Annotated in this window: 20 protein-coding genes; 13 read left to right on the top strand and 7 right to left on the bottom strand. The window is 68.3% G+C overall.

Features of this window, described 5'->3' with window-relative positions:
* Positions 1-47: 47 nt before the first annotated feature.
* Positions 48-803 (top strand): SDR family NAD(P)-dependent oxidoreductase, encoded by a 756-nt coding sequence (locus VYJ16_RS15475; RefSeq protein ID WP_336351216.1) that lies wholly within the window; start codon positions 48-50, stop codon positions 801-803.
* Between the two features lie 125 nt (positions 804-928).
* On the opposite strand, the gene VYJ16_RS15470 is transcribed toward VYJ16_RS15475, so the two are convergent.
* The 4 genes from VYJ16_RS15470 to VYJ16_RS15455 all read right to left on the bottom strand — a co-directional run bounded on the left by VYJ16_RS15470 (position 929) and on the right by VYJ16_RS15455 (position 5,850).
* Positions 929-1,849: an ABC transporter permease gene (locus tag VYJ16_RS15470; protein ID WP_379762707.1), complete on the bottom strand. Its 921-nt coding sequence runs from the start codon at positions 1,847-1,849 to the stop codon at positions 929-931.
* Between the two features lie 92 nt (positions 1,850-1,941).
* Entirely contained in the window at positions 1,942-3,507 is a 1,566-nt protein-coding gene (locus VYJ16_RS15465; protein WP_336351214.1) for a sugar ABC transporter ATP-binding protein, read from the bottom strand.
* Positions 3,508-3,522: 15 nt separating this feature from the next.
* Entirely contained in the window at positions 3,523-4,881 is a 1,359-nt protein-coding gene (locus VYJ16_RS15460; RefSeq protein WP_336351213.1) for a sugar ABC transporter substrate-binding protein, read from the bottom strand.
* Between the two features lie 192 nt (positions 4,882-5,073).
* Entirely contained in the window at positions 5,074-5,850 is a 777-nt protein-coding gene (locus tag VYJ16_RS15455) for an SDR family NAD(P)-dependent oxidoreductase (RefSeq protein WP_336351212.1), read from the bottom strand.
* Positions 5,851-6,001: 151 nt separating this feature from the next.
* Here VYJ16_RS15455 and VYJ16_RS15450 point away from each other — a divergent pair, with 151 nt between their 5' ends.
* The 5 genes from VYJ16_RS15450 (at position 6,002) to VYJ16_RS15430 (ending at position 12,524) form a co-directional block, all read left to right on the top strand.
* The gene (locus VYJ16_RS15450) at positions 6,002-6,856 is read left to right on the top strand and encodes a beta-keto acid cleavage family enzyme (protein WP_336351211.1); all 855 of its coding nucleotides are present in this window, start codon (positions 6,002-6,004) and stop codon (positions 6,854-6,856) included.
* Between the two features lie 424 nt (positions 6,857-7,280).
* Positions 7,281-8,048, top strand: a complete 768-nt coding sequence (locus tag VYJ16_RS15445) for an IclR family transcriptional regulator (protein WP_336351210.1) — start codon at positions 7,281-7,283, stop codon at positions 8,046-8,048.
* A 1,220-nt stretch (positions 8,049-9,268) separates the two neighbouring features.
* Complete coding sequence (locus tag VYJ16_RS15440) at positions 9,269-10,450, top strand: PQQ-binding-like beta-propeller repeat protein (RefSeq protein WP_336351209.1); 1,182 nt, start codon at positions 9,269-9,271, stop codon at positions 10,448-10,450.
* An 84-nt stretch (positions 10,451-10,534) separates the two neighbouring features.
* Entirely contained in the window at positions 10,535-11,710 is a 1,176-nt protein-coding gene (locus VYJ16_RS15435) for an outer membrane protein assembly factor BamB family protein (RefSeq protein ID WP_336351208.1), read from the top strand.
* 127 nt (positions 11,711-11,837) lie between these two features.
* Entirely contained in the window at positions 11,838-12,524 is a 687-nt protein-coding gene (locus VYJ16_RS15430; protein WP_336351207.1) for a helix-turn-helix domain-containing protein, read from the top strand.
* A 52-nt stretch (positions 12,525-12,576) separates the two neighbouring features.
* Here VYJ16_RS15430 and VYJ16_RS15425 read toward each other — a convergent pair whose 3' ends face one another.
* Positions 12,577-13,374 carry an alpha/beta fold hydrolase gene (locus VYJ16_RS15425; RefSeq protein WP_336351206.1) on the bottom strand — a complete coding sequence of 266 codons (798 nt, stop codon included), beginning with the start codon at positions 13,372-13,374 and terminating at the stop codon, positions 12,577-12,579.
* Positions 13,375-13,552: 178 nt separating this feature from the next.
* Here VYJ16_RS15425 and VYJ16_RS15420 point away from each other — a divergent pair, with 178 nt between their 5' ends.
* From VYJ16_RS15420 to VYJ16_RS15410, 3 genes are all read left to right on the top strand, one after another.
* Positions 13,553-14,578 carry an LLM class flavin-dependent oxidoreductase gene (locus tag VYJ16_RS15420; RefSeq protein WP_336351205.1) on the top strand — a complete coding sequence of 342 codons (1,026 nt, stop codon included), beginning with the start codon at positions 13,553-13,555 and terminating at the stop codon, positions 14,576-14,578.
* Between the two features lie 66 nt (positions 14,579-14,644).
* On the top strand, positions 14,645-15,793 hold the full coding sequence (locus VYJ16_RS15415) for an outer membrane protein assembly factor BamB family protein (protein ID WP_336351204.1): 1,149 nt from the start codon (positions 14,645-14,647) through the stop codon (positions 15,791-15,793).
* An 83-nt stretch (positions 15,794-15,876) separates the two neighbouring features.
* Positions 15,877-17,211: a cytochrome P450 gene (locus tag VYJ16_RS15410; RefSeq protein ID WP_336351203.1), complete on the top strand. Its 1,335-nt coding sequence runs from the start codon at positions 15,877-15,879 to the stop codon at positions 17,209-17,211.
* A 50-nt stretch (positions 17,212-17,261) separates the two neighbouring features.
* On the opposite strand, the gene VYJ16_RS15405 is transcribed toward VYJ16_RS15410, so the two are convergent.
* On the bottom strand, positions 17,262-18,158 hold the full coding sequence (locus tag VYJ16_RS15405) for a universal stress protein (protein ID WP_336351202.1): 897 nt from the start codon (positions 18,156-18,158) through the stop codon (positions 17,262-17,264).
* Between the two features lie 170 nt (positions 18,159-18,328).
* On the opposite strand from VYJ16_RS15405, the gene VYJ16_RS15400 reads away from it, so the two are divergent.
* From VYJ16_RS15400 to VYJ16_RS15390, 3 genes are all read left to right on the top strand, one after another.
* On the top strand, positions 18,329-19,135 hold the full coding sequence (locus VYJ16_RS15400; protein ID WP_336351201.1) for an Nmad3 family putative nucleotide modification protein: 807 nt from the start codon (positions 18,329-18,331) through the stop codon (positions 19,133-19,135).
* 831 nt (positions 19,136-19,966) lie between these two features.
* Positions 19,967-20,359, top strand: coding sequence for a winged helix-turn-helix transcriptional regulator (locus VYJ16_RS15395; RefSeq protein ID WP_336351200.1), 393 nt, complete (start codon positions 19,967-19,969; stop codon positions 20,357-20,359).
* 152 nt (positions 20,360-20,511) lie between these two features.
* Entirely contained in the window at positions 20,512-22,650 is a 2,139-nt protein-coding gene (locus tag VYJ16_RS15390) for a plastocyanin/azurin family copper-binding protein (RefSeq protein ID WP_336351199.1), read from the top strand.
* Between the two features lie 138 nt (positions 22,651-22,788).
* Here the strand turns inward: VYJ16_RS15390 and VYJ16_RS15385 are convergent, their stop codons facing one another.
* Positions 22,789-23,247, bottom strand: a complete 459-nt coding sequence (locus VYJ16_RS15385; protein WP_379762580.1) for a nucleoside deaminase — start codon at positions 23,245-23,247, stop codon at positions 22,789-22,791.
* A 108-nt stretch (positions 23,248-23,355) separates the two neighbouring features.
* Between VYJ16_RS15385 and VYJ16_RS15380 the strand changes: the two genes are divergently transcribed.
* Positions 23,356-23,640, top strand: coding sequence for a DUF2249 domain-containing protein (locus VYJ16_RS15380; RefSeq protein ID WP_336351198.1), 285 nt, complete (start codon positions 23,356-23,358; stop codon positions 23,638-23,640).
* Positions 23,641-23,720: the final 80 nt, after the last annotated feature.

Here is a 23,720-nt window from a genome sequence, read left to right as displayed (position 1 = left end):
CCTCATAAATGTTTAATCCCGACGCAGGGGAATCTGGAGGTGAGAACATGTCAGACCGATTCAGCGGGCAGTCAGTACTGGTGACCGGTGCCGCGTCGGGGAACGGACGCGCCATCGCCCGGAAGTTCGCCGAGGAAGGCGCCAGCGTCACCGTCAGCGACATCCAGGAGGAACCCCGGATGGGCGGCGACCCGACTCACGAACTCATCGCCGACATGGGGCGCGAGGCGCAGTTCGTGGAGTGCGACGTCAGCGACCCAGCGGCCATCCACGACGCCGTCGACGCGCACGTCGAGCGGTTCGGGTCGCTCGACGTCATGGTCAACAACGCCGGCATCGACCGACAGATGCCGATACTCGACGCCGACCCCGAGGACTACGACGTGCTCATGGACATCAACCTCCGCGGCGTCTACTTCGGCTGTCAGGCCGCGCTCGACGTCATGGCCGACCAGGACGACGGCGGCGCCATCGTCAACATGTCCTCCATCGCCGGCCTCGGCGGCATCGACAACTCCTCGCTGTACTGCACGTCGAAGGGCGGCGTCACGAATCTCACGCGCCAGCTCGCGCTCGAACACGGCGAGAACGGCGTCCGCGTCAACGCCATCAATCCCGGCATCATCGAGACCGCGATGACGCTGGAGGACGGCGACACTATCGACGGCCTCCTCGAGGAGACGCCGCTCGGTCGCGCGGGCCAACCCGAAGAGGTCGCCGACGGCGTGCTCTTCCTCGCCAGCGACGACGCGTCGTTCGTCACCGGCCACAACCTCGTCGTCGACGGCGGTTTCACCGCCTGACCGGACGGCACGGTCGCTTCGAACCGACGGGAAAAACGGAGCGCGGTTCGACGAAGAACCGAAACGATTCGAGCCTGTCCGTCAGCACCGAAGGGGGAGCGTGAACCGGGCCACCCGGCCCGAGTTCACTTCACGACGTCTATCTTGTCGCGGTCGATAGAGAGTGCGACGGCCGAGACCACCACGAGGCCCAGGATGATCTCCTGCACGAAGGAGTCCACCGCGAGCAGGTTCATGCCGTTGTTCAACACCGCGATGACGAGCACGCCGAGTATCGTCCGGTGCGGACCGCCGACCCCGCCGGTCAGCGCCGTCCCGCCCATGACGATGGCGGCGATGCTCGGCAGCAGGAGCCCGCTCCCGATGTTCGGGGACGCCGAGGAGATGCGGAGCGTCAGCAGGACGCCGGCAACGCCACAGAGCAGCCCCGACAACACGAACGGGTAGATCTTGTACCGGTCGACCTTCGCACCGGCGAGCTCGACGACGCGCTCGTTCTCGCCGAGCGCGAAACAGTACCGGCCGAACTTCGTGCGGAACGCCAGCAGGATCGTTCCGACGTAGATCAACAGTCCCCAGATCACGAGGTTGGGGATGCCGAAGTCGGTGAAGGGGATGACGACCTGGCCGGTCGAGATCGCGCGGATGGACTCGTTCCGGAACGTGATGGTGGACCCACCGGTGATGATCTTCCCAACGCCGGCCATCACCGATAGCGTCCCAAGCGTGACGAGGAACGACGGGACCTTGAGCTTCGTGAACACCAGGCCGTTGAACAGGCCAGCGAGCATCCCAGCGCCGATCGCGAGCGGTATCGCCAGCAGGCCGAGCTGGAACTCGGAGATCAGGATGACGGTGACGACCCCGGTCAACAGGACGACGGACTCGACCGAGAGGTCGATGCTCTGCTGGAGGATCGGGAAGGTCCCAGCGAGTGCGACCAGCAGGAGGGTCACGGCGTTCTTCGCCACGTTGTCCAACAGGTTCCCCTCGGAGAGGAAGCGATCCGTGGTCAGGCTGAAGATGACCATCAGGCCGAACAGCATGACGAACGGCCCGAGGTCCTGGATCCAGTCCTGCAGGGTGCGCTGCTCCACTTGGTCGGCGATCCACTCGTTGACGTCGCTCGTACTCATCGTTATATCATCTCCTGTATCAGGTCTTCTTCGGTTGGTTTGTTTCCAGCGGAGGCGTCGAACGGCTCGCCGACGAACTTGCCTCTCGCCATCACGCCGATGCGGTTCGACATTCCGATGACCTCCGGCAGTTCGTCGCCGATGAAGACGATCGAGACGCCCTGCTCGGTCAGTTCCCGGCAGAGCCGATACACCTCCTCTTTCGCGCCGACGTCGATGCCGCGCGTCACGTTGTCCATCACGAGCACGGGCGTGTTCTGCGCGAGCCACCGCGCGATGACGACCTTCTGCTGGTTCCCGCCGCTCAGGCCGTGGACGAGCGCGTTCGGTCCCGGCGTCTTGATGGAGAGCTCCTCGATCGCTCTCGCGGTCGCCTCCTTCTCCGCGTCGAGGTCCAGGGTGGGCATGTTGCCGTTCATGTCGCGGACCATCGCGAGCGACGTGTTCACCAGCACGGACTGGTAGAGGAGGAGTCCCTCCGACTTCCGGTCCTTCGGGATGTAGCCGACACCGGCGTCTACCATGTCCGAGACGGACGGGTCCTCGAGCTCGGTGTCACCGACGGCGAGAGAGCCGCCGGTCATGTCGAGGTCACCGGCGAGCAGCCGACCGAACCGCTGCTTGCCCGACCCTTCCACGCCGACGACGCCGAATATCTCGCCCTCGCGGACCGAGAACGACACCGGACCGACCACGTCCTGGTGAGTCACCGAGTCGACCGATAACGTGACCTCTCCCAGTTGGTCCTCCGGGCGCTGATCGGGGACGCGGTAGTACTCGTCGGCGGTCTCCCGACCGACCATCGACTGCTGCAGGGAGTCCGTCGTCGCATCTTCGACGCGCGTCATGTCGACACGCTCGCCGTCTTTCAGCACGTAGATGCGGTCGGATATCTGCAGCACTTCGTCGAGTTCGTGCGACACGAACACGAACGTCGCCCTGTCCCGGAGGTCGTTCACGAGATCGAAGAGGATCTTGCGGCCGCTCTCCTCGAGCCCGGCGGTCGGCTCGTCGAGCAAGATGACGGGATTCTCGGAGTTCTGCGAGACGTGGAACGCCTTCGCGATCTCGAGCATCTGGCGCTCGTTGAACGTGTAATCCCGGACCTGGTCGTTGACGTCGATGTTGATACCGAGGTCGTCGACGAACGCCTGCGCGTCCTCGCGCATCGTCTCCATGTCCAGCACGCCGAAGCGCTCCTTCTCCCGGCCGAGGTAGAGGTTCTCGTAGCCCCTGAGCGTCGTGATGACGTCCTGCTCCTGGTGCACCAGCGAGACGCCGTACTCGGCCGCTTCGCGCGGGTTCGTGAACGTGACCGGTTCACCGTCGACGTAGAGCTGTCCCTCGTCCGCTTCGAGCACGCCCGTCAGGATGTTCAGGAGCGTGCTCTTCCCGGCACCGTTCTCTCCGACGAGACCGATGACTTCCCCTCGCTCGACCTCGAGCGAGACGTCGTCGAGGGCCTGCACGTGCCGGAACGACTTCGAGATACCTTCGACGCGGAAGCTACTCGAGTCGCTACCGGGGGCGTCTGCCTTCGTCGTGGCCGCGTCTGTCTCTGATGACATTGGTCGCGTTCCGAGTCACCCCAGGGGGTTCGTCTGGAACTGCTCCTCGTACAGCGTCGTGATCTCCTCCTGCTGTGCGTCGTCCGTGTAGACGTCGGGGAGCGAGTACCCAGAGGGCTTCTCGTCGTCGGACCAGTCCAGGACCTCCTTGATGTCCGCGAGGTTCATCGGCGACATGTCGATCTGGGGGTCCCAGGCGTCCTCGCCGGCCTCGACGACGGACATCTTCTTCCAGTCGTACGGCGTCTCGCCCGAGAAGATGGCCTCGTTGTAGTCGGCGGCGTCGACGACCGGCAGCCGGTCGATGACGTCCTCCCACTCGCTCGGGTTCTTCACGCAGACCGGCGCGTTGAACGACATCATCTTCTCGGCGCCACTGACCTCGTGCCCGTTGATGTAGTCGTGGCACTTCGCGACGGACCACCCCGCCTGCCACGGCCCCATCCCGGAGACGGTGCCGGTCATCCGATCTTCGGCGATGGCCGCAAGTCCGGGTTCGCTGGCGTCGATGCCGACGACGGGGACGTCGATGTCGTTCTCCTCGAGGATGGTGAGTCCACCGAGCGCGACGGCGTCGTTCTGGCCGAAGAAGCCGTCGATGTCGTCGCCGAACTGCGAGACCTTGTCGTTCATGACGCTGCGGGCGTCCGAGCGGATGAAGTTCCCCGGCTGGCGGGGCCCCGCCATCTCGATGTCGGGGTACTCCTGCATCGCCAGGTCCACGCCCTTGTTCCGACCGATGTTCGGGGCGGTGCCCCGGTTCCCCTCGATGTGGACGAACTTCCCGCTGCCGTCCATCGCCTCGAACAGCATCTTCGCGGCGCTGTACGCGTGGTTGACGAAGTGCGGCGTGAAGAACGTCACGTACTCCTTGCCGGCGTCCTGCGGGACGTACCAGTCCGCGATGGTCACCGCGAGCACGCCCGGAACGCCGCTGTCGCGCAGCGTCTCCGCGAGCGATATCGCGGCCGCGTTCGTGTACGTCTGCCCGACGATGAAGTCGGCGTCGTTCGAGACGGCGGTGTCGAACTGCTGCTTCTGGGTCGACACCTCGCCGTTGTTCGTCTGGACGTTCGTCTCGTACCCGAACGCTTCGGCGGCCTCTAGGTAGCCCTTCTCCCAGCTCAGCCAGTAGGAGTTGTTCCGGTTCGCGATCGACCCCATCGAGGTCAACGAGCCATCGCCGCCGTCCCCGCTCGACCCGTCCGACCCGTCCGACCCGTCCGACCCGTCCGACCCGTCTCCGCCATCGCCGCCGCCCCCGCCCGAGGTGCTGTTACAGCCCGCGAGCGAGGCCATTCCTGCGACGCCGGCAGTGCCGGCGAGTTTACTGACAAACGACCGCCTAGTGTCTGGCGACTGCTGACCTGACATACGCCTACACTGTCAGACCGTGCATATATAGTTTTTGTTTATGAAGAATCATATGCCGTCTTTTGACGGGTTCTGCGCCGCTCAGCGTCCGGTTCTCGCGTCTGGGCACCCGGCGTCGCATCGTTCGTTCCGCGCGACACCGGACCGCATCTTTCTCGCTCGCGTTCGGCCGCGCCCGGTCCGATGCCGCACTCAGTACATCACCTTCCCCGCGGAGACGTTGATGTCCTGTCCCGTTATCCGCTCGGAGTGCTCGGAGCAGAGGTATCCGACGAGGTCCGCGACGTCCTCGCTGTCGACGAGCTCCCCGCGGGCGGCCTCGCGCTCGACGTCCCCACGGATCTCCTCGTAGTCCCTCCCGGTCTCGGCGGCCTGCCGCTCGAACACTCGTCTGATGCGTGGGCCGTCGACCGACCCGGGACACACCGCGTTGACGTTGATGTTCGCGTCCCCGACCTCCGCGGCGAGCGTCCGCGTGAAACCGATGACGCCCATCTTGCTCGCCGCGTACGGCGTCCGGTTCGGTAGCGGTCGCTTCCCGGTGACCGACGCGATGTTGACGATCCGACCGAAGGACTCCGCTCGCATGTGCGGGACGACCTCGCGACACATCTGGAACGGGCCCTTGAGGTTGACGGCGAGCGTCTGTTCCCAGTCGTCCGTGGACACGTTCTCGCAGGACGCGGTGGGCCCGGCGATGCCGGCGTTGTTGACGAGGTACTCGACGGACCCGAACTCGTCGACGACCCATTCGACCGTCTCCTCGACGTCCTCGCTGGAGCCGACGTTCGTCTCGATGGGCTCGCAGCGACGCCCGGTCTCCTCGACCATCTCCTTCGTCTCCGCCATCTCGTCGGTATCGAGGTCGGCGACGACGACCGAGGCACCTCGTCGAGCGAGCTCTACACAGATCGATTGACCGATACCGCGGGCGCCACCGGTGACGATCGCGGTGCTCTCGGGACGCATAGCACGATAGAGTCACACATGCTATTTAGATTTTTGGGTGAACCGGCTGACGGGGGTGAGTATCACCACGTACGCGGGATAGCTGGCCAGCCGACCGCGAGCCAACCCCACACCCAAAACTTTATACAATCATTTCGAGTCTTTTTCGACCATGGCTTACAGCGGGTACGAGGACTACTTCGAGAAGAAGCTGATAATCAGCGTGGCGACGACCGGCGGCCACCACGGCAAGGAGGCGAACCCGAATCTCCCCGAACAGCCGGTCGAGGTCGCACAGGACCTCGCGGCGTGCGAGGAGGCCGGTGCCTCCATCGTGCACCTCCACGCGAGGGACGACGCCGGTGACAAGACGAAGTCGGTCGCGCGGTATCAGGAACTCCTCGACACCATCGACGAGTACTGCGACGACATCATCGTCAACTTCACGACCGGTGGCGGCGGCATCTTCACCCGCGAGGAGCGCATCGCCCCGGCCCTGGAGACCGACCCTCGCCCGGAGATGGCGACGATGGACCTCGGGCCGATGAACTTCGGCCAGACCAGGACGGCGGTGAACACCCGCGAGCAGAACGAGGAGTACGCGGAACGCCTTCGGGAAGCAGGCGTGAAACCGGAACTCGAGGTCTTCAACCCTGGCCACTACCCCGAGATGACCCACCTCATCGACGAGGGACTCCTCGAGACCCCGTACTGGTGTACGCTCATCCTCGGGATGCAGACCGGGACGCCGGCGCATCCACGTAACCTGATAAACCTCGTCGACAACCTCCCCGAGCCGGCGGAGTGGCAGGCGCTCGCGGTCGGCCGCCACCAACTCCCGCTGACGACGATGGCGATCACGATGGGGGGGCACGTTCGCGTCGGGATGGAGGACAACATCTACTACCGGAAGGACGAACTCGCGGAGAGCAACGCGCAGTTCGTCGAACGGACCGCCCGTATCGCCGACGAGCTGAATCGCCCCATCGCAGACACGGACGAGGCGCGGGCGATGCTGGGTCTCTGACCGTCGCGTCCCGCCCACTACTTCTCTCCGTCAGCCTGGTTCGTGAGCTATCGCTCGCGCCATTCGAATTCATCACGATTGTTTGGGCCAGATTCTGCTCTCGCGAATGGGCTCCTCACCGCCCCCGGCACGGTGGCTTATTCCGGACGATGTGTCACGGACAGAAGTCGATACGTGGACGTTTATTCACCTTATAGACTACCCATTGCCTAGAGTACGTACGGGCAACCCCGGTTCACGAGGACTGGACTTCATATACCACGTTCGATACCGGGCGAGAGACGGTCGCTACCGGCGCAGAACGCGGTGTCTCTCCCTCTTGCGAACGACTACCGTGATATGCGACACCGGGTGCGATACAATAACATGCACCGTCTGTCCGCGAGCAATGGATTATATATAGGGCGGGGCCCAGATTGTGGGTATGACCAACACGGAACAGTCGCGGACGCTGCAGACGACGAAGACGACGCTGGCGATCGTTCGGTCGCTCGAGGAACACGGACCGGTTCGCGTGACCGAACTCGCCGACCGCCTCGACATGGCGTCGAGCACCGTCCACAGTCACCTCGCGACGTTGACCGACGAGGAGTTCGTCGCGAAGGACGGCGACTTCTACCGACTGAGTCTGGAGTTCCTTCGGCTCGGGACGCACGTCCGTAACCTCCGTGACGAGGCGCAGGTTCTCGGGTCCTACACCGAGCAACTGGCCGAGGAGACCGACTGTCGAGCCGTCTTCCTCGTCGAGGAGCACGGCCGCGGCGTCTACCTCTACACGCACTCCGGGAAGCACGCCGTGTGGAACTACTCGACGGTCGGCAAGCAGACGCCACTGCACGTCTCGGCCAGCGGGAAGTCGATCCTCTCGGCGCTCCCGCGCCAGCGCGTCGACGATATCATCGACCGTCACGGCCTCGAACCCGCGACGGACCAGACCATCACCGATCGCGACGCACTCCACGCGGAACTCGACGAGATCAGGGAGCGTGGGTTCGCGTTCAACCACGAGGAACAGCTCGACGGCATCAAAGCGGTCGGCGTCCCGGTCAGTGGGCCCGACGGTCGCGTCATCGGCGCGTTCAGTGCGGCAAGTCCCGCGAAGCGCATGGACGACGAGTGGTTCGAGACGGAACTCCCGAACCAGGTGCTTGGTATCGCGAACGAGTACGAGCTCGAGATATCGCTCCCGTGATTCCTCACTGACCGGGATGGGACGTCCCGTGGCAGTGCCGGGCGGACCGCGCACTCACGCTGTGTGATACAACAATATGGCTGTAACACGATATTCCGGCTCCTTTCGAACCGGTCCGACGCCCGCCCCGTATCGGCCGTCGACTCTCCACTGACCGTCAGCGGACACCGCCAACGACGTGTCGTGGGCGCCCGTGGTACGCGGCCACCCCTCTCGGCTCCGTCGGCCGTTCCACGGGCCGTGGACGCTCCACGCTCACTGACTCCGCCAGCCTCTCGTCGTCCCGGGTCTGTCACGACCGCGTCGCATAACGCTCAAAATACTTCATAACCTCTAAATTTGACAACTATGCGGATGGGTGCTTCGGTGCCCGCTCTCGATGGTCGAGACGGTCGCTGGTTCCGGGAGTGCCGCGCTCCAGCGAGGGCAGCAGGTTCCACCGGGTCTGCGTAGGGCCCCCATGGGACCGCAGAACGCGAACCCGGTGTCGGCTTCGTCGCTCTTCGTCCACGCTCCGTCTCGCAACGCCGACTGCGTTCGTCATCGAACCCGAACCGCGATCACCGGTCTGCATACGGAGATGATCGGCGACCAGAGCAGCGAACCGCACTCGAAACTGCTTCGTCACGCGCGAAGCCGACCCCGGAGTAGCTCGGCGTCCAAATGGCGGCGGTCACGCGCTTCGAAACGCTTCCCTCACTGTGTTCCACGACGACACGAACAGCATCGGGCACCGAGTCCACTGGACTCCCGACAATCACGGCCGACCGTCCACGCCCTGCACGCAGCGAATTATAACTAATATATTAAATTAGGATACCTCTAAGAATAGTATAGTGACTGAATTCGTGGTTTTGCGGGCGTTTGGATTCCCGCAGCTGCGGATGCCGGAGCCAGTGTCGACCCCGAGACGAGTTCCCGGCTGGCGTCCGTGAGTGGCGGCCCGTAAAGTCGGTGGAGGTCGTCCCCGAACGTCCAACCGTCGGCCGCTACGGTCACCTCGCGCGTCCAGCAGTCCGGATGCCAGACGCTCGACGCCGGATGTGAGCCAGCGACCTCGCTCGCCGCATTGGTGTTCCAAGTGATACTACCGCGCGATGGCGTCGTTCTCCACTCCACCGCCGTCAGTGGGGGGATGACGGTCCAGGTTTCGGACACCGCCCCCTGCGTCGAGCTGCCAAGAACAAGACACTTGTACCGGGCGGGCGACCCTGCCAGCGATGCCCTCCAGACGCGACCTCCTCGCGGCGAGCGGTGCAGTTCTCGCGGCGACGACCGCGGGCTGTCTCGACGACGTCGACGGCTCGGGGTCGCACGTGACGCCCGGGACCGACGAGAACACCGAGTGGCCGATGCCGGACTACGACTCGAACGGGACCGCGTACGCATCGGACGCGGCGGCACCGCGGTCGCGTCCGAGCGAGCGGTTCGCGGTCGAGACGCGACTCCCGTACGACCGACCGGTCGTCGCCGACGGGACGGCGTACCTGCCGACGCAGAAGGAACTGGTCGCGTTCGACGCCACGGACGGCACCGAGCGCTGGCGGTACGGCGGCGGCGAGGAGTCGAGCCTGCCGGTCCGGTCACCTGCAGTACGCGACGGGACGGTGTACGCGGCGGGCGGGCCGGGGCTCGTCGCGCTCGACGCCGCCGACGGCAGCGAGCGGTGGCGCGTGGAGACCCCAGGTGACGTGCAGGCGCCGGTTGCGGTGACTCGGGACTGGGACGCGCTGTTCGTCGGGGACGAACGCGGGAACGTGTATCGCGTGACTCCGGACGGCGACGTCGAGTGGCGCGCCGAGGTGTTCGGGCCGGTCTCGCGGATCGTCACCGTCGCGTTCGGCGGGACGTACGTCGGCACCGTCGGCGGCGAGGTGTACCGCCTCTACGACGGCCGCGGCATCTGGCGCAAGCGCGTGCCGGGGAAGGTCACGGCACTCGCCGTGGGTGACGGTGGCGGCCCGTACGTCGGGACGTTCGGCGGCGGCGTCCTCCGCCTCCAGGACGGCGCGCACGCCGGCCGGCCGCGCTGGCACGCCGAGGACGGCCCGGGGGTAGACCGGGCGCTCGTCCTCGCGGGCGACGGCGTCTTCGGGGCGGACGCTGGTGACCTTACGCGACTCGAACGGCGGACCGGCGAACGGGACTGGCGGTTCGACGGTGACTACGCGAGCACGCTCGCGGCGGCCGGCGACACCGTCTACGTCGGCGGCGAGGGCGCAGTCACGGCGTACAAGCTCGGCGGCGGCGCCGGCAGCGGCGGGAGCCGCATCGACCCGCGCCGATGGCGGTACGGCCTCGGCGAGCGGGACGCCGAGTTCATCGCGATCGCCGACGGTGCGCTGTTCGTCTCGGTCTGGGGCCGCGAGGACGGACGAACCGAACTCGTCGCGCTGGAGTAGGGCGGGTGCAGCGCCGAGGACCGACGCGACGGGCCGGCGTCGAGGGACAAGACACTTGACGTGGATGGCCGCACGTGCTCGACGATGCCCTCCAGACGCGACCTCCTCGCGACGACCGGTGCGGTCCTCGCGGCGGCGACCGCGGGCTGTCTCGGCGACGGCCGCGCCACCGGTGTGACGCCCGGCACCGACGACGAGACGGACTGGCCGATGCCCGACCACGGCGCCCTCGCGTCGAGCTACGCTCCGGACGCGGTGGCGCCCCGGTCGTCGCCGAGCGAACGGTTCGCGGTCGAGACGTCGACGCCCACGGACCGGCCCGTCGTCGCAGACGGCGCGGTCTACCTGCCGACGATGGCGGGCCTGCTGGCGCTCGACGCGACGGACGGAACACAGCGCTGGGGGTTCTCGACCGACGAGGCGGGCAGCGAGTGGTTCCGGTCGCCCGCGGTCCACGACGGGACGGTGTACGTCACGGGCGAACCGGGCCTGCTCGCGCTCGACGCGAGCGACGGAACGGAGCGCTGGCGCGTCGAAACGGCCGACCGCGTGCAAGCGCCGGTCGCACCGATGCTCGAGTGGGACGGCTTCTACCTCGGCGACGATGCCGGGAACGTGTACCGCCTGACCCTGGACGGAACTGTCGAGTGGCGGACGCAGGTGTTCGGGTCGGTGACCCGACTCGTCGCCGACCACATCGACGGCGCGATAGCTGGTACCGCAGGCGGCGAAGTGTATCGACTATACGACGGGCGCGGGCTCTGGCGGAAGCGAGTCCCGGGGAAGGTGACGGCGCTCTCGCTCGCCGACGGGGACGGCCCGTACGTCGCCACGTTCGGCGGCGGCGTCCTCCGTCTGCAGGGCGGCGCGCACGCCGGCCGGCCGCGCTGGCACGCCGAGGACGGCCCGGTCGCCCATCGGGCGTTCGCGGTCGCTGGCGACGGCGTCTTCGGTTCGGACATGGCGGGTATCACGCGCCTGGACGACCGGACCGGCGAGCGCGACTGGCGGCTCGAGGGCGACCACGGAGCGGCACCCGCCGCCGCGGGTGACACCGTCTACGTCGGCGGTGAGGGCGCGGTCACGGCGTACAAGCTCGGCGGTGGCGTCGGGAGCGGCGGGAGCCGAATCGACCCGCGCCGGTGGACGCACGACCTCGGCGGCCGTTCGGCCGGGTCGGTCGCGGTCGCCGACGGCGCGCTGTTCGTGCCGATCTTCGGAGGTAAGGACGGACGCACCGAACTCGTCGTGCTCGAATAACGGGGTCGTTGCGGGCCGCCGGACCGAACGTCGGGGCGGCCGAGACGTACAGCTTCGGGCTGCTCTCGGGAGTCGTCGTTCGCTCCGAATCGCAGGCGACAAACCCGAACGCGAACGACTGACTGGTATGGGACTCGTCGCCGAATTCTCGATCGCCTGCGAAGCCCTCCCGCTCGTGGACGTCGCCGCGGCCGTCCCGGACGCGACGGTGACGATGGAGTTCCAGTTCAACCACGGTCGTCGGCCGTCGTTCCTCGCGACGGTCGCCGGCGGGTGTGCGGACGACGTCGAGGATGCGCTCGCGGACGCTCCCGACGTCGGCCCGTGGACGCTCGTCGGCCGAGCCGGGGAGACGCGCCGGTACAAGGTGACGCCCGCATTCAGTCTCGAAGAACAACTTGGGGCGGCGGTCGACGACCTCGATGACCTCGAGGCGCTCGCGCGGACCGACGCCATCGTCGAACGCATCGACGTCACTGCGGCGGGGTCGCGACAGACCGGCTGGTTCGCGGACCGGGACGCGTTCGACGCGTTCCGGACGTTCTGGCAGCGAAACGCCGGTTTCCGGCTGCACCGCCTCACGCAGGACGGCGACCCCGAACCCGCGGGCGACGGGCTCACGGACCGGCAACGCGAGGCGCTCCGAACCGCCTACGAGATGGGGTACTTCGAGATTCCTCGTCGGACGTCGCTCGAAGCCGTCGCGGACGAACTCGACGTCGCCGCGTCCTCGGCGTCCGAGCGCCTGCGGCGCGCGGAGACCGAACTCATCGAGGCGGTCGTCGCGACCACGTGGCCGCCACTCCCCGAGTGACGGCCCCGGCGTCGTCTACTCGTGGAGGAGGGAGTGACGGCTTCGGCGTCGTCTACTCGCGGAGGAAGGCGTCGACCGCGGCGACGACGCGTTCCGGCGCTTCGCTCGGCCCGGAGTGACTGACGCCGTGGAGTTCGACGAACCGACTTCTCGGGAGTGCGCCGTGGACCGAGCGTGCGCTCTCGCGAAGGAAGTCCGGGCCGTCGGTCCCCGTCAACACGAGGACGGGCGCGTCGACGTCGAGACGCTCGGGGAGCTCGTACCGCTCGACGGCGCGGTTCATGCGGACGACCTCCTCGGCGAGGTCGACGCACTCCGGCCACACCGGCCAGTCGGCGAGCCACGCGTCGAGGTCGTCGACGCCGTCGGGGTGGAGGACCTGTTCGACGTAGCGTTTGACTGCCTCTCGGCGCTGGCCCGCGTCGACGAGGTCGGCCATGCGTCTGGCGAGGTCGGCGTCCTCGCGATAGTCGGCGGGAAGGACCGCGGGCTCGTACGCGACGACGGCGGCGACGTCGAGGTCCGTGGCGGCCTCGATCGCGGTGAGTGCGCCGAAGGAGTGCCCGAACAGGACCGGGTTGGCGTCGTCGGGGAGCGAGTCGAGGAGGGCGTGAACGTAGTCGACCTCTCCGGGGAGGACCTCGTCGCTGCTCGTCTCGGCGAGGTCGTCGCGGCACGTCCCGAACCCGGGCCGCTGTGGGACCACGGCGCGGTATCGGTCGAGGTGCGGGAGGACGGGCGTCCAGTACTCGCGCGGCGCCATGCCACCGTGGAGCAGGACGACGGGCTGGCCGTCGCCGTGACGTTCGTAGACGATCTCCGGGTCGTCTGTCGCGGACGGTTGCTGCATGCACGCTTCGTTCGTTCGCGATCCGGCTCAGTCGCACTCTCAGTCGTTCGGCCATTCAAGACGGGGGTAGTATCTTCGGTTCGTGGGAGTGGAGCGGGGAACTTGCGAGTGGCCCGGGACGATGCCGGTGACCGCCGGATGCCGAATCGTTAACCCGCGTCGTCGCCGAGTCGCGGACATGGACCTCTCTATCGTCGACCTGTCGCCGGTCCCGGAGGATGGGACGGCGTCGGACGCGTTCGCGAACACGGTGGAGGCGGCACAGCAGGCCGAACGACTCGGATACGAGCGGTTCTGGGTGGCAGAGCATCACAGTCGCGAGTCGCTCGCGGGGACGACGCCCGAGGTGCTCCTGGGGCACCTCGCGGCGGAGACCGAGTCGATACGGCTCGGTTCCGGCGCCGTGCTCCTGAACCACTACAGTCCGTTCAAGGTCGCGGAGTCGTTCGCGGCACTGGACGGCCTGGCACCTGGGCGCGTCGACCTCGGCCTCGGTCGCGCGAACGAGTCCCCCGCGGTCGACCACGCGCTCGGCACCGAACGCCACCTCGACGACCCCGACGGCGACCAGCGGGCGCGCGTCGAGGCGGTCGCGAACCACCTCGCGGACGCCTACCCCGACGACCACGAGTACGCCGACGTCACCATTCCGCGGTCGGGCGAGGGGCCGCCGACGCCGTGGGTGCTCGGGTCGAGTCCGTCGAGCGCCGAGATAGCGGGGGAACTCGGGCTCCCGTACTGCTTCGCGGCGTTCATCCGGCCGGTGTTCGCCGAGAACGCGTTCGACGCGTACCGCGAAGCGTTCCGGCCGTCGCCGTACGCGATGGGCGTCGACCAGCCGACCGGAATGATAGCGGTGAACGCGGTCTGTGCGCCGACCGACGAGGAAGCCGCCCGGTTGCGGGCGGTCGCCGAGGCCGTCTACGAGCGCCTCAAACAGGGCCGGCCGACGGGCCGGCCGAGCGTCGAGGACGCCATCGAGGAACTCGGTGGCGTCCCCGAGCCGACGCCCGCGACGCTCGACCACGACGAGTGGCCGCGCGCGGTCTCGGGGAACCCGGAGACGCTCGCTGGCCTCCTCGAACAGCTCGCGGACCGCGTCGGCGTCGACGAGGTCATGATACAGCACTCCATCCCTGACCACGAGGACGCGCTGCGCTCGCATCGCCTCCTCGCGGACGGCGTCGGGCTCGACGAGCGATAGCGCGAGCACGGGTACCGCCCACAGGACTGCAGAAGACACTTCACGCGGCCGTTCGCAGCGGCGAGTATGCCCTCCAGACGTGCGGTCCTGCGAGCGGCCGCGCCTGCCGTCGCGGCCGGGACGGTGAGCGGGCTCTCTGGCTGTCTCGGGTTCGGCGACGGCGGCCCGGAGGCGGCGGCGTGGCGAGCGTCGACGACCGCCGGCGTCGGTCGGGCGTCTCCGGTCGTCGCGTCGGGCGTCGTCGCGACGCTCGGCCACCGCGAGGACGGTGCCGGTGGTCGCATCGCGGGGTTCGACGCGGACACCGGCGAGGAGCGCTGGAGCGCGAACGTGGGCCGCCCGACCGGGCTCGCCGCCGACGGCGACCACGTCTACGCCGGCGTGAAGACCGGCGGCGACGCCGGTCGCGTCGTCTCGTTCGCGGCCGAGAACGGCGAGCGCGAGTGGACCGCCGACGTCCGGAACCTCGCGTCCGCGCTCGCCACCACCGGTGACACCGTGTACGCGGCGAACGGGACGCTCGCCGCCATCGACGCCGCCGACGGCTCTATCCGCTGGGAGGTCGAGGAGCGCGCCGGCGCGGACTTCTCGGTCCTGGCCGCGCCCGACGACCAGCTCGCCGCGACCGACGACGCGGTCGTGTTCGCGGACGCGGACCGCGTGCTCGCGCTCGCGCCGAGCGACGGCACGACCGCGTGGGAGCACGCCCTTGCGGACTGGGAGACGTCGGCGGCTGGTCCGTACCTCTGGAACGACCGCGTGTACGTCGGGAGCAGCGAGGCCCAGCAGGTGGTGGCACTGGAACGCGAGAGCGATGACAGCGGCGGCCGCGTCCAGCGCGCGTGGCGACGGGAGTACGGGAGCGCCGGCACCGTCGTCGGTTTCCACGCGCAGAACCAGTCGCTGGTGGTCGCGTCGCGAACCGGGCCGAGCGCCGACGATGGCACGGGCTCGGTTCGCGTCGTCGACCCGGTGGACGGCGGCGTCGACCGGACGATCGAACTCGCTGACGCACCAGCGCGGACGGCGAGCGCGCACGACCGGTTCGTCGTCGCGACCGGCGACGGCACAGTCGTCGGGTACGACGTCGGCTGGGACGACCCCGAACTCTGGCGTGCGTCGCTGGGCGGGGACGACGTCCGCGTCGCGACCGACGGCCAGACCGGGTACGCGCACGCCGACGACGGCACGCTCTGGGCGTTCGAGCGCTCCTGACGCTCCGCGCGACAGCGACCGACGGCGTCGAGCAGGGGCGCAGCGCCGAGTGGTACTTGTCCGTCGAGTCCTGACCATCGAGTATGGCTAGCACACCGCCCGGTCCGCGTGGCGAACCGCTCTTCGGGGACGCGCGTCGGTACGCGAACGACCCGTTCGCGTTCGTGACGGCGCTCGAAGAGAGCTATCGCGGGATCGCCGCGTTCGACATGGGCCCGATGGAGACGTACATGGTGACGGACCCGATGGCGATCGAGCGCGTGCTCGTCTCCGAGGCCGACCGGTTCCGGAAGCCGGACTTCCAGGACGACGCGCTCGGCGACCTGCTCGGCGACGGCCTCCTGTTGAGCGAGGGGGAGACGTGGCGCGAGCAACGCCAGCTCGCCAGTCCGGCGTTCGCGTTCGACCGACTGTCCGGGATGGCGGGCCGCATCACCGAGCACGCCGACGACATGGTCGCGGACTGGTCGGACGGCGACCGGGTGGACGTGGAGGCGGAGATGACTCGGGTGACGCTCGACGTCATCCTCGACCTCATGATGGGCGTTCGCGTCGACGACGCGACCGTCGAGACGATCCGCGAGCAGATGGTGCCGCTCGGCCGACGGTTCGAGCCGGACCCGCTCCGGTTCGCGATGCCGTCGTGGGTGCCGGCACCGGACGACGCGGAGTACGAGCGCGCGGTCGCGACGCTCGACGGCGTCCTCGACGACGTGCTGGCGGCCCGGAAGGGGACGGAGGGAACCGACGAGGACGGCCCGATGGACTTCCTGTCCGTCTTGCGGCGCGCGCAGGACCGCGGCGAGCAGTCGAGCGAGCAGTTGCGCGACGAACTGATGACGATGCTGCTCGCGGGCCACGACACGACCGCGTTGACGCTCACGTACACGATGTACCTCCTCTCGGAGCACCCGGAGGCGGCCGAGCGCGTTCGCACGGAGGTCGACGACGTCGTCGGCGACGACGACCCGGGGATGGCGCACGTCCGCGAGTTCGAGTTCGTCGAGTGGGCGATTCAGGAGGCGATGCGGCTCTACCCGCCGGTGTTCACGATGTTCCGCGCGCCGACCGAGCGCGTGGAGCTGTGCGGGTACGAGGTCCCGGAGGACGTCGCCATCATGCTCCCGCAGTACGCGGTGCACAGGTCCGCGCGCTACTGGGAGTCGCCCGACGCGTTCGACCCAGAGCGGTTCTCGGCGGCGCGCAGCGAGGACCGGCCGCGGTTCGCGTACTTCCCGTTCGGCGGCGGCCCCCGGCACTGCATCGGCAAGCACCTCGCGATGCTGGAGGCGCAGCTCATCCTTGCACGAGTCGTCCAGGACTACGAACTCGCGTACGACGGCGACGGGCTGGAGTTGCTGCCGTCGCTGACCGCGCACCCGAAGGACGGGATGCCGATGCGCGTCGTCGAACGCTGACGTCGCCTCGCCCCATCTTCGTCCGCGACGTTCGGGCCGCGCGCTCGCCGTCAGCGCGTCCCGGACGGCGGAACGATGAGGACGTTGCAGTTGCTTCGGCGGGCGATGGCTTCGGTGGTCGACCCGACGAGCAACCGACGGATGCGGCTCCGGCCGCGCGACCCGAGGAGGACGGTCGTGGGTTTCACCTCCTGCTCGGCGGCGAGTATCTCCGCGGTGGTCTCCCCGGAGCGAACCATCGTCGTGACCTCGTCGATGCCTTTCTCGCGGAGTTCGTCCGCGAGCGCTTCGAGACGCGCTTCGGCGTCCGCTATCGCGTCGGCGTCCGCGCGTCGGTCCGGGGGCGTGACGTGCAGGAGCGTCGCCTCCTGCGTGGCGTGCTTGAGGTTGCGGAACTGCTCGAACGCGCGCTCGGCGTTCTCGGAGAAGTCCGTCGCGTACAGGACGCGCCGGAAGAGGTGCTCGTGGGCGACCTCGTACTCGACGTCGTCGGCGCCGGGGTCTCTGGTCCCGTCGTGGTGCTCCTCGGGCGTCTCGCGCCGGATGCGTTCGAGGAGGAGCGGGCGGACGGTGGTCCGGACGAGGTCGCGCGCGGTGCCGCCGATGAAGCGCTCCTGGAGCGGGCTCTGCCCGCGCGACCCGGCGATGACGAGGTCGGCGTGGACGCGTTCGGCGAGTCCGTTGATGCGCCGGTGGGGGGTGCCGCGGACGACGTGGACGTCGACGTCGAACCCTTCGGCTTCGAGCGTTCGCTCCTGTCGTTCGAGCGCTCGTTTCGTGCGGCTCCCGACGTCGCTCCCCGGCATCCCGGTGGTGACGTTCGGGCTTGTGACGGTGATGAGGTCGATGGCGTCGATGCCGTAGCGGGCGAGGCATTCGAGGCACACGCGTGATTCGATGGCGGTGTCCATGGCGTCGGAGAGGTCGGTGGCGATGACGGCGCGCATACCACATCTCGGTGCTCCAGCGCTATAGTATTGTCTTCTATTCCCAATACTCTGTCCTCGGGGGTGGTCCGCGTCGTCACCGGCGCTCGTCGCGACGCCCGACTGGCGCGCCAGCACGCCGACGCGCCGAGGTCCGCGGTCATAAGTACACCGAGCGCGTCGACGGTCGCATGACAGTCGTCCTCTGTGGCGTCGGCGCGGACACCGGGAACGTTCGACCCGTCCCGCGCGTCGACGACGCCGGCCGGTTCGAGTACGTCCCCATCCCGGAGAAGGGCGCGACGACCGAGCCGGCGACCTACGGGTCGCTCCCGCGACGCCACGGCGACGGCTCCCTAGCGTCGCTCATCGACGGCATCCGACCCGGCAGCGAGGGCGACTGGGTGACGGACGCGGCCGACGTCGAGGACCACGCGGTCCACCGCGACCCGAACCTCGACGCGCTCACCTACGGCGAACACCGACCACCGTACGTCTCCACGCTCGCGGCCCTCGACGCCGGCGACGTCGTCGCGTTCTACGGCGGCTTCCGCGGCCCCGAGAACGACCTGAAGCACCGGTACCTATTCGGGTACCTCACGGTCGCCGCATCCCCGACCGTCCTCCAGCCCGGAATGGACGACGACGCGGTCGCCGACGTCCTCGACTCGCACCCCGAGAACGCGCACGCCAGACGCTACGCGGCCCACGGCAGCCTCTACTACCACGACCCCGAGTTCACGGACAGACCCGAGTCCGTCGTCGTCGTCCCCGGGCGCGAACCCGGCGGCCGCCTCGACCGCGCCGTCCGCCTGAGCGACCACCGCGTCGGCCCGAACTACTACATGGCGGACGACGTCGCGCGCGTCCTCGACCCGGTCCGTGGCGGCGCGCACGGCACGCACCTCGGCGGGTTCAAGCCCGCGGTCGAGTGCGACGTCGACCCCGACCGATTCAGGGAGTTCGTCGAGGCCCGCGTCGCCGACGCGACCGAGTGACCCCTCGTTCGTCTCCGCTCGCCATCACATGTGGCACGCGCTGGTTCAGTCGTAGTTCGACGGCACAGATAGCGCGACCGAACGGAGAGAGACGCGTCCTTCGACGCGTCGGCGTGGGACGAACTCAGTTCGGTCGCGTTCCGAGTGACGCTTCGCTTCGTTCCGCGGCCCCCACCACGGTTCGGGGAACGAACGCGGCGTCTCTGTCGCGGACGCCACCGTCGAGATGGGGTCGGGCGGACGACAGGGTCGTTCGACCCTTCCGTCCCGGACGCCGGCGGCGCTCCCGACACGACCGACGACCGGGTTCGCTGACCAGGCGATGGAACGTCGTCCGCCGCCCCACGTGAACCTCGGTGTCGGTGTAAGGTAGGCTCCCGGGGTCGTTCCAGCGCCGTGGGAACGACCCCGTAGGCGTTCGTGTCCAGCGGACGAACCCGGTGGTCGTCGTCCTCTCTGGGTCGTTGAGAACCGAACGAAAGTGGGGTGGGGTGGTGCCGCGTCGGCGGACCCGACGCGGCCGTAGATGGCGTCCGACTGATGGACGCCGGGGGTGGATGGGGTGGGATGAGGCACCGACGGGGTGGTGTCGGTGCCTCGGCAGGCTTGGCACTCCGACCGGTTGCGCGACGAGAGTGGGGTGCCAGTCGCGCGAACACGGGCGACTCGGAGTACCGTATGAGCGTTGCAGGTGGAGGGTCAAAAGTGAATCGCTCGTTCAATCCTGGTGAATCGACCGGCGGACGACCATCGTCCGACGGTTTGGAGTTACGTCTCGTAACTTGATAGGGTAGGGTAACCGTTAACGTGGTCGCGTCCGTAGGGCGGGTCATGAGCGAGGAGGAGCAATCGTCGACGGCGCCGGCGGAGGAGCGGCTGCCGGTCTGGTGTGCGGGCGAGGACTGGTGTCCGATCACCACGACCGCCACGCTCATCGGGAAGAAGTGGCATCCGGTCATCCTCCATCGCCTGATGGAGGGTGGGCCGGCAGGGTTCAACGAGCTCGAGGTCCGCGTCGACGGCATCTCCAGCAAGGTGCTATCCGAGAGCCTGGACGACCTGGAGGAGCACGGGCTCGTGGACCGCGATATCGTCAGCGAGAAGCCGGTTCGGGTCCAGTACTCGCTGACGGATCTGGGTGCGTCGCTGGATTCGGTCGTGTACGCGATGCGGGACTGGGGGAACGAGCATCTGGAGGAACCGGCGGACGCGGACGGTGGGTAGTCGAGTCGCGGAACGTCCAAAAACATCGAAAATATAACTGGAAATCCTCCGGCTGACGACCGTTTACTATTGCGGTTTCGTAGACGTAACCGAGTAACCGCTCGGTTGGCTGAGATTAATTACGACTCCTCACCCAGTTTCGAGTGGTTACCATGCACGACATCGATAGGCGGACGCTCATCAGGTTCGGCGGTATCGCCACGGTGACGGGCCTCGCCGGATGCACGACCGGATTCCGCGAGACGGAGACAGCGGCCGACACGGAGGAACCGACGGAGACCGATGCCGCGACGACGACTAGCGGCGGCGGCGGTGCGCCACCGGGCGCGGACGTCCTCGGCGGTCCGGACGACCTCGAGTCGGCACCGAGCGTGACCGCGGCGACCCTCGAGCGTGACCAGGGCGCCGGCCAGTTCGTGTTCACGCCCGCCGTCGTCTGGGTCGAGCAAGGCGCGACCGTCGAGTGGACCATCGAGGGCGGCTCGCACTCGGTCACCGCCTACCACGAGGAAAACGGCCAGCCAGGGCGCGTTCCCGAGGACGCGAGCGCGTTCGACTCCGGCGTCCTCTCCGCCGGCGAGTCGTTCGAGCACACGTTCGAGACGCCGGGCGTCCACAACTACTACTGCACGCCCCACCGCGGCCTCGGCATGACCGGTATCGTCGTCGTCGAGGCGTCGGAGGGCGGCCCGGGGACGACCGACCCCAGCGACGTCGAGAGCGACGCCGAAGCGACCGCGCTCGCCCGCCAGCTCGCCGCCGCGGGCCTCGGCGACGGCGGCGGCGGGGGTGACGGCGAGGCGGCGTACCAGTGGTTCGACGCGACGCTCGATTCCTACTGGTACTCGCTGTACAACATGAGCACGAACATCGCGATGAGCGGGAACGGCGTCCAGTTCCCGCACAACGAACAACAGCAGCAGGCCTTCGAGAAGCGCGTGCCTGCGATGCTGGAAGCGGCTGACGTCGAGAAGCCTCCCATCGCGAACCCGAACCTGAACATGGCGCCGTTCACGGAGGGCGACCCGCACTTCACCCAGCAGCCCGTGTTCGATAGCGGAGACGGTCGGCCGGATGCCTCGACGCTGAAGTGGGACATGTCCAAGTCCTCGAAGACCGTCAGCCCGTCGTCGGTGGCGTGGACGCACCTGAAGGGCGTGACGTGGGCGAAGAACTTCGAGTCGCACTTCGACGTGCTCCCGCCGGGGCTCGCGGCGAAGTTCCGCGCGCAGATGCTGACGACGCTCGCGCAGATCGGCGTGAACGCGACGCTCATCGCGGGCGGCCCCGACGGGAACGGCGCGCTCACGAAGGGCGACTCGCTGCAACTCGTCTCCGGGTTCAAACCGGGGACGGGCGAGGTGACCGACTCCACGACCCGCCCGAAGCACCACCTCTCGATGCTGTGGTTCCTCTCGAACCTGAACAGCCTCGCGCAGAACGGCTGGTTCGGGTACGTGAACCCCGAGCCGCTCATTCCCGCGAACAAGGTACAGCAACTCACTGACGGGATGGCGAAGACGACGATGAACGCGTTCGAGCCGAGCGACGTCGTCTCGATGGGGTCGACGCGGGACCTCGGGCTCGCGCTCGGCGCGGCCGCGTGGTACGGGACGCAGGCGGGCTCGAGCGACCTTGAGTCGATGACCGCGTCGTGGGCGAACGCGCTCGCGGACGAGGTCGCGGCGAACGTCGACGGCGACGGCCGGGTCGCCGGAAGCGCGCAGAATCAGGCGGCGACGCAGGGCGCGGTCGTCCAGGGGCTGACGTGGGCGAGCGAACTCGACGGCGTCGACCGTACCGGTCTCGCCGCGGACGCGCTCGGCTACCTGACCGACGACCTCTACGACGCCGACGCGGGGACGTTCGCGTCGAACGCCGACGACGACGTCTACCGGTACACCGCCCGCGACGTCGGCGACGTCACCGGTGGCCTGAACGCGGCCGACGCCGTCCTCGACGCGGACGTCGGCGAGCAGTACGCGTCGTTCTTCGATGGAACGCTCAACCGCGGACGCCTCCAGCGCGCGGAACGCCCGCCGTCGCGGAACGCGAACGCCGAGCACGCGCTCCCGCTGCCCCCGAAGGCCGGCGGCGAGTTCGGGCAGGCGGCAGTGTACAACCAGGCCGTCGCGTACGACACCGGCGCGGACGAGTGGTCGGTCGCCGACGACCGGTTCGTCACTGCCGACGCGCTGTACGCCGCGAACCAGGAGATCTGGATCAGTCACTGGAACGGCGACTTCTACGCCGGCCGTGGCGTTCCCGGCCGGACCGAGGAACCACCGTAGTAACCCGGGACGACCACCAGCCGCCTCGGGCCGTCCAGGGCGTCGGTGTCGGTCGCCCGAGATGGTCCGTCCCGGTCGCAGGTGCCGGGCGAACGCCATCTCGCTCCGGGTGTCGAGGGGCGTGCGGCGAGCGCGTCGCTACCAGTCGAACGCCTCGTGTATCGCGCGGCCCTGGTCGTTCAGCACCGGTCCCTGTACCGTCGTCCGGTCGCCGAGGATGGTCGCGGCGCGGACCGGCGGGTGCTCGCCGGTGAAGTCGCCGATCTCGTCGCCGGCGACGCTGTAGACGACGCGCGCGAATCCGGCGGTCCGCATGCCGCCGGCGCACATCGGGCACGGTTCGGTGCTCGTGTACATCACCGTCTCGGCGCGCTCGCTCGCGTCCAGCTCGCGGCACGCACGATGCGCGAGGTGGAGTTCTGGGTGTCGGCGGACGTCGTCGGCGGTGTTCACGCGGTTCGACTCGCGCATCACGACCGCGTCGTCGCGAACGAGCACGCTCCCGAACGGTTCGTCACCGCGTGCTGTGGCCTCGCGCGCCAGTTCGAACGCCTCGCGCACGTGTCGCTCGTGGTCGAAGTCGTCGAGGTCGGTCACGTGCAGCGGTACGGCCACCGTCGAGAAAAACGTGGGTCGTCGTGCCGGGGGAGCGCGGCGAACGCGTTCGGGGCAAGCTTCCCGGGTACGGCGCGTGAACGGTGACGTATGCCCACGGGAGAACCACCGCAGGTGGACGGGTTGCTCGCCGACACTCACGTGCCCGCGGACCGCGACCGCGAGTACCTCGACGTCCGAGAGCTCCCGCCACCGGAACCGCTCACGGAGACGCTCGAACGGCTCGCGGCGCTCGCCGACGACGCGACGCTCGTGCAGGCGAACGACCGCGTTCCGCAACATCTGTTCCCGAAGCTCGACGACCGCGGGTTCGCGTACGAGCACGTCGAGGCCGACGACGGCACGGTCTACACCGCCATCTGGTCGCCGACCTGACCGCGAGCGCCACCGCGGATCGGCGTCCACGCCACCACTGTCATCCCACCCAGCGAGACCGAGCCGAACATGTTCGGCTA

This window comes from Halorubellus litoreus, from assembly GCF_037081675.1.
GTDB lineage: Archaea > Halobacteriota > Halobacteria > Halobacteriales > Natrialbaceae > Halorubellus > Halorubellus litoreus.
The sequence above is the reverse complement of the archived record's forward strand: the minus strand, read 5'-3'. Positions and strand labels throughout refer to the sequence as shown.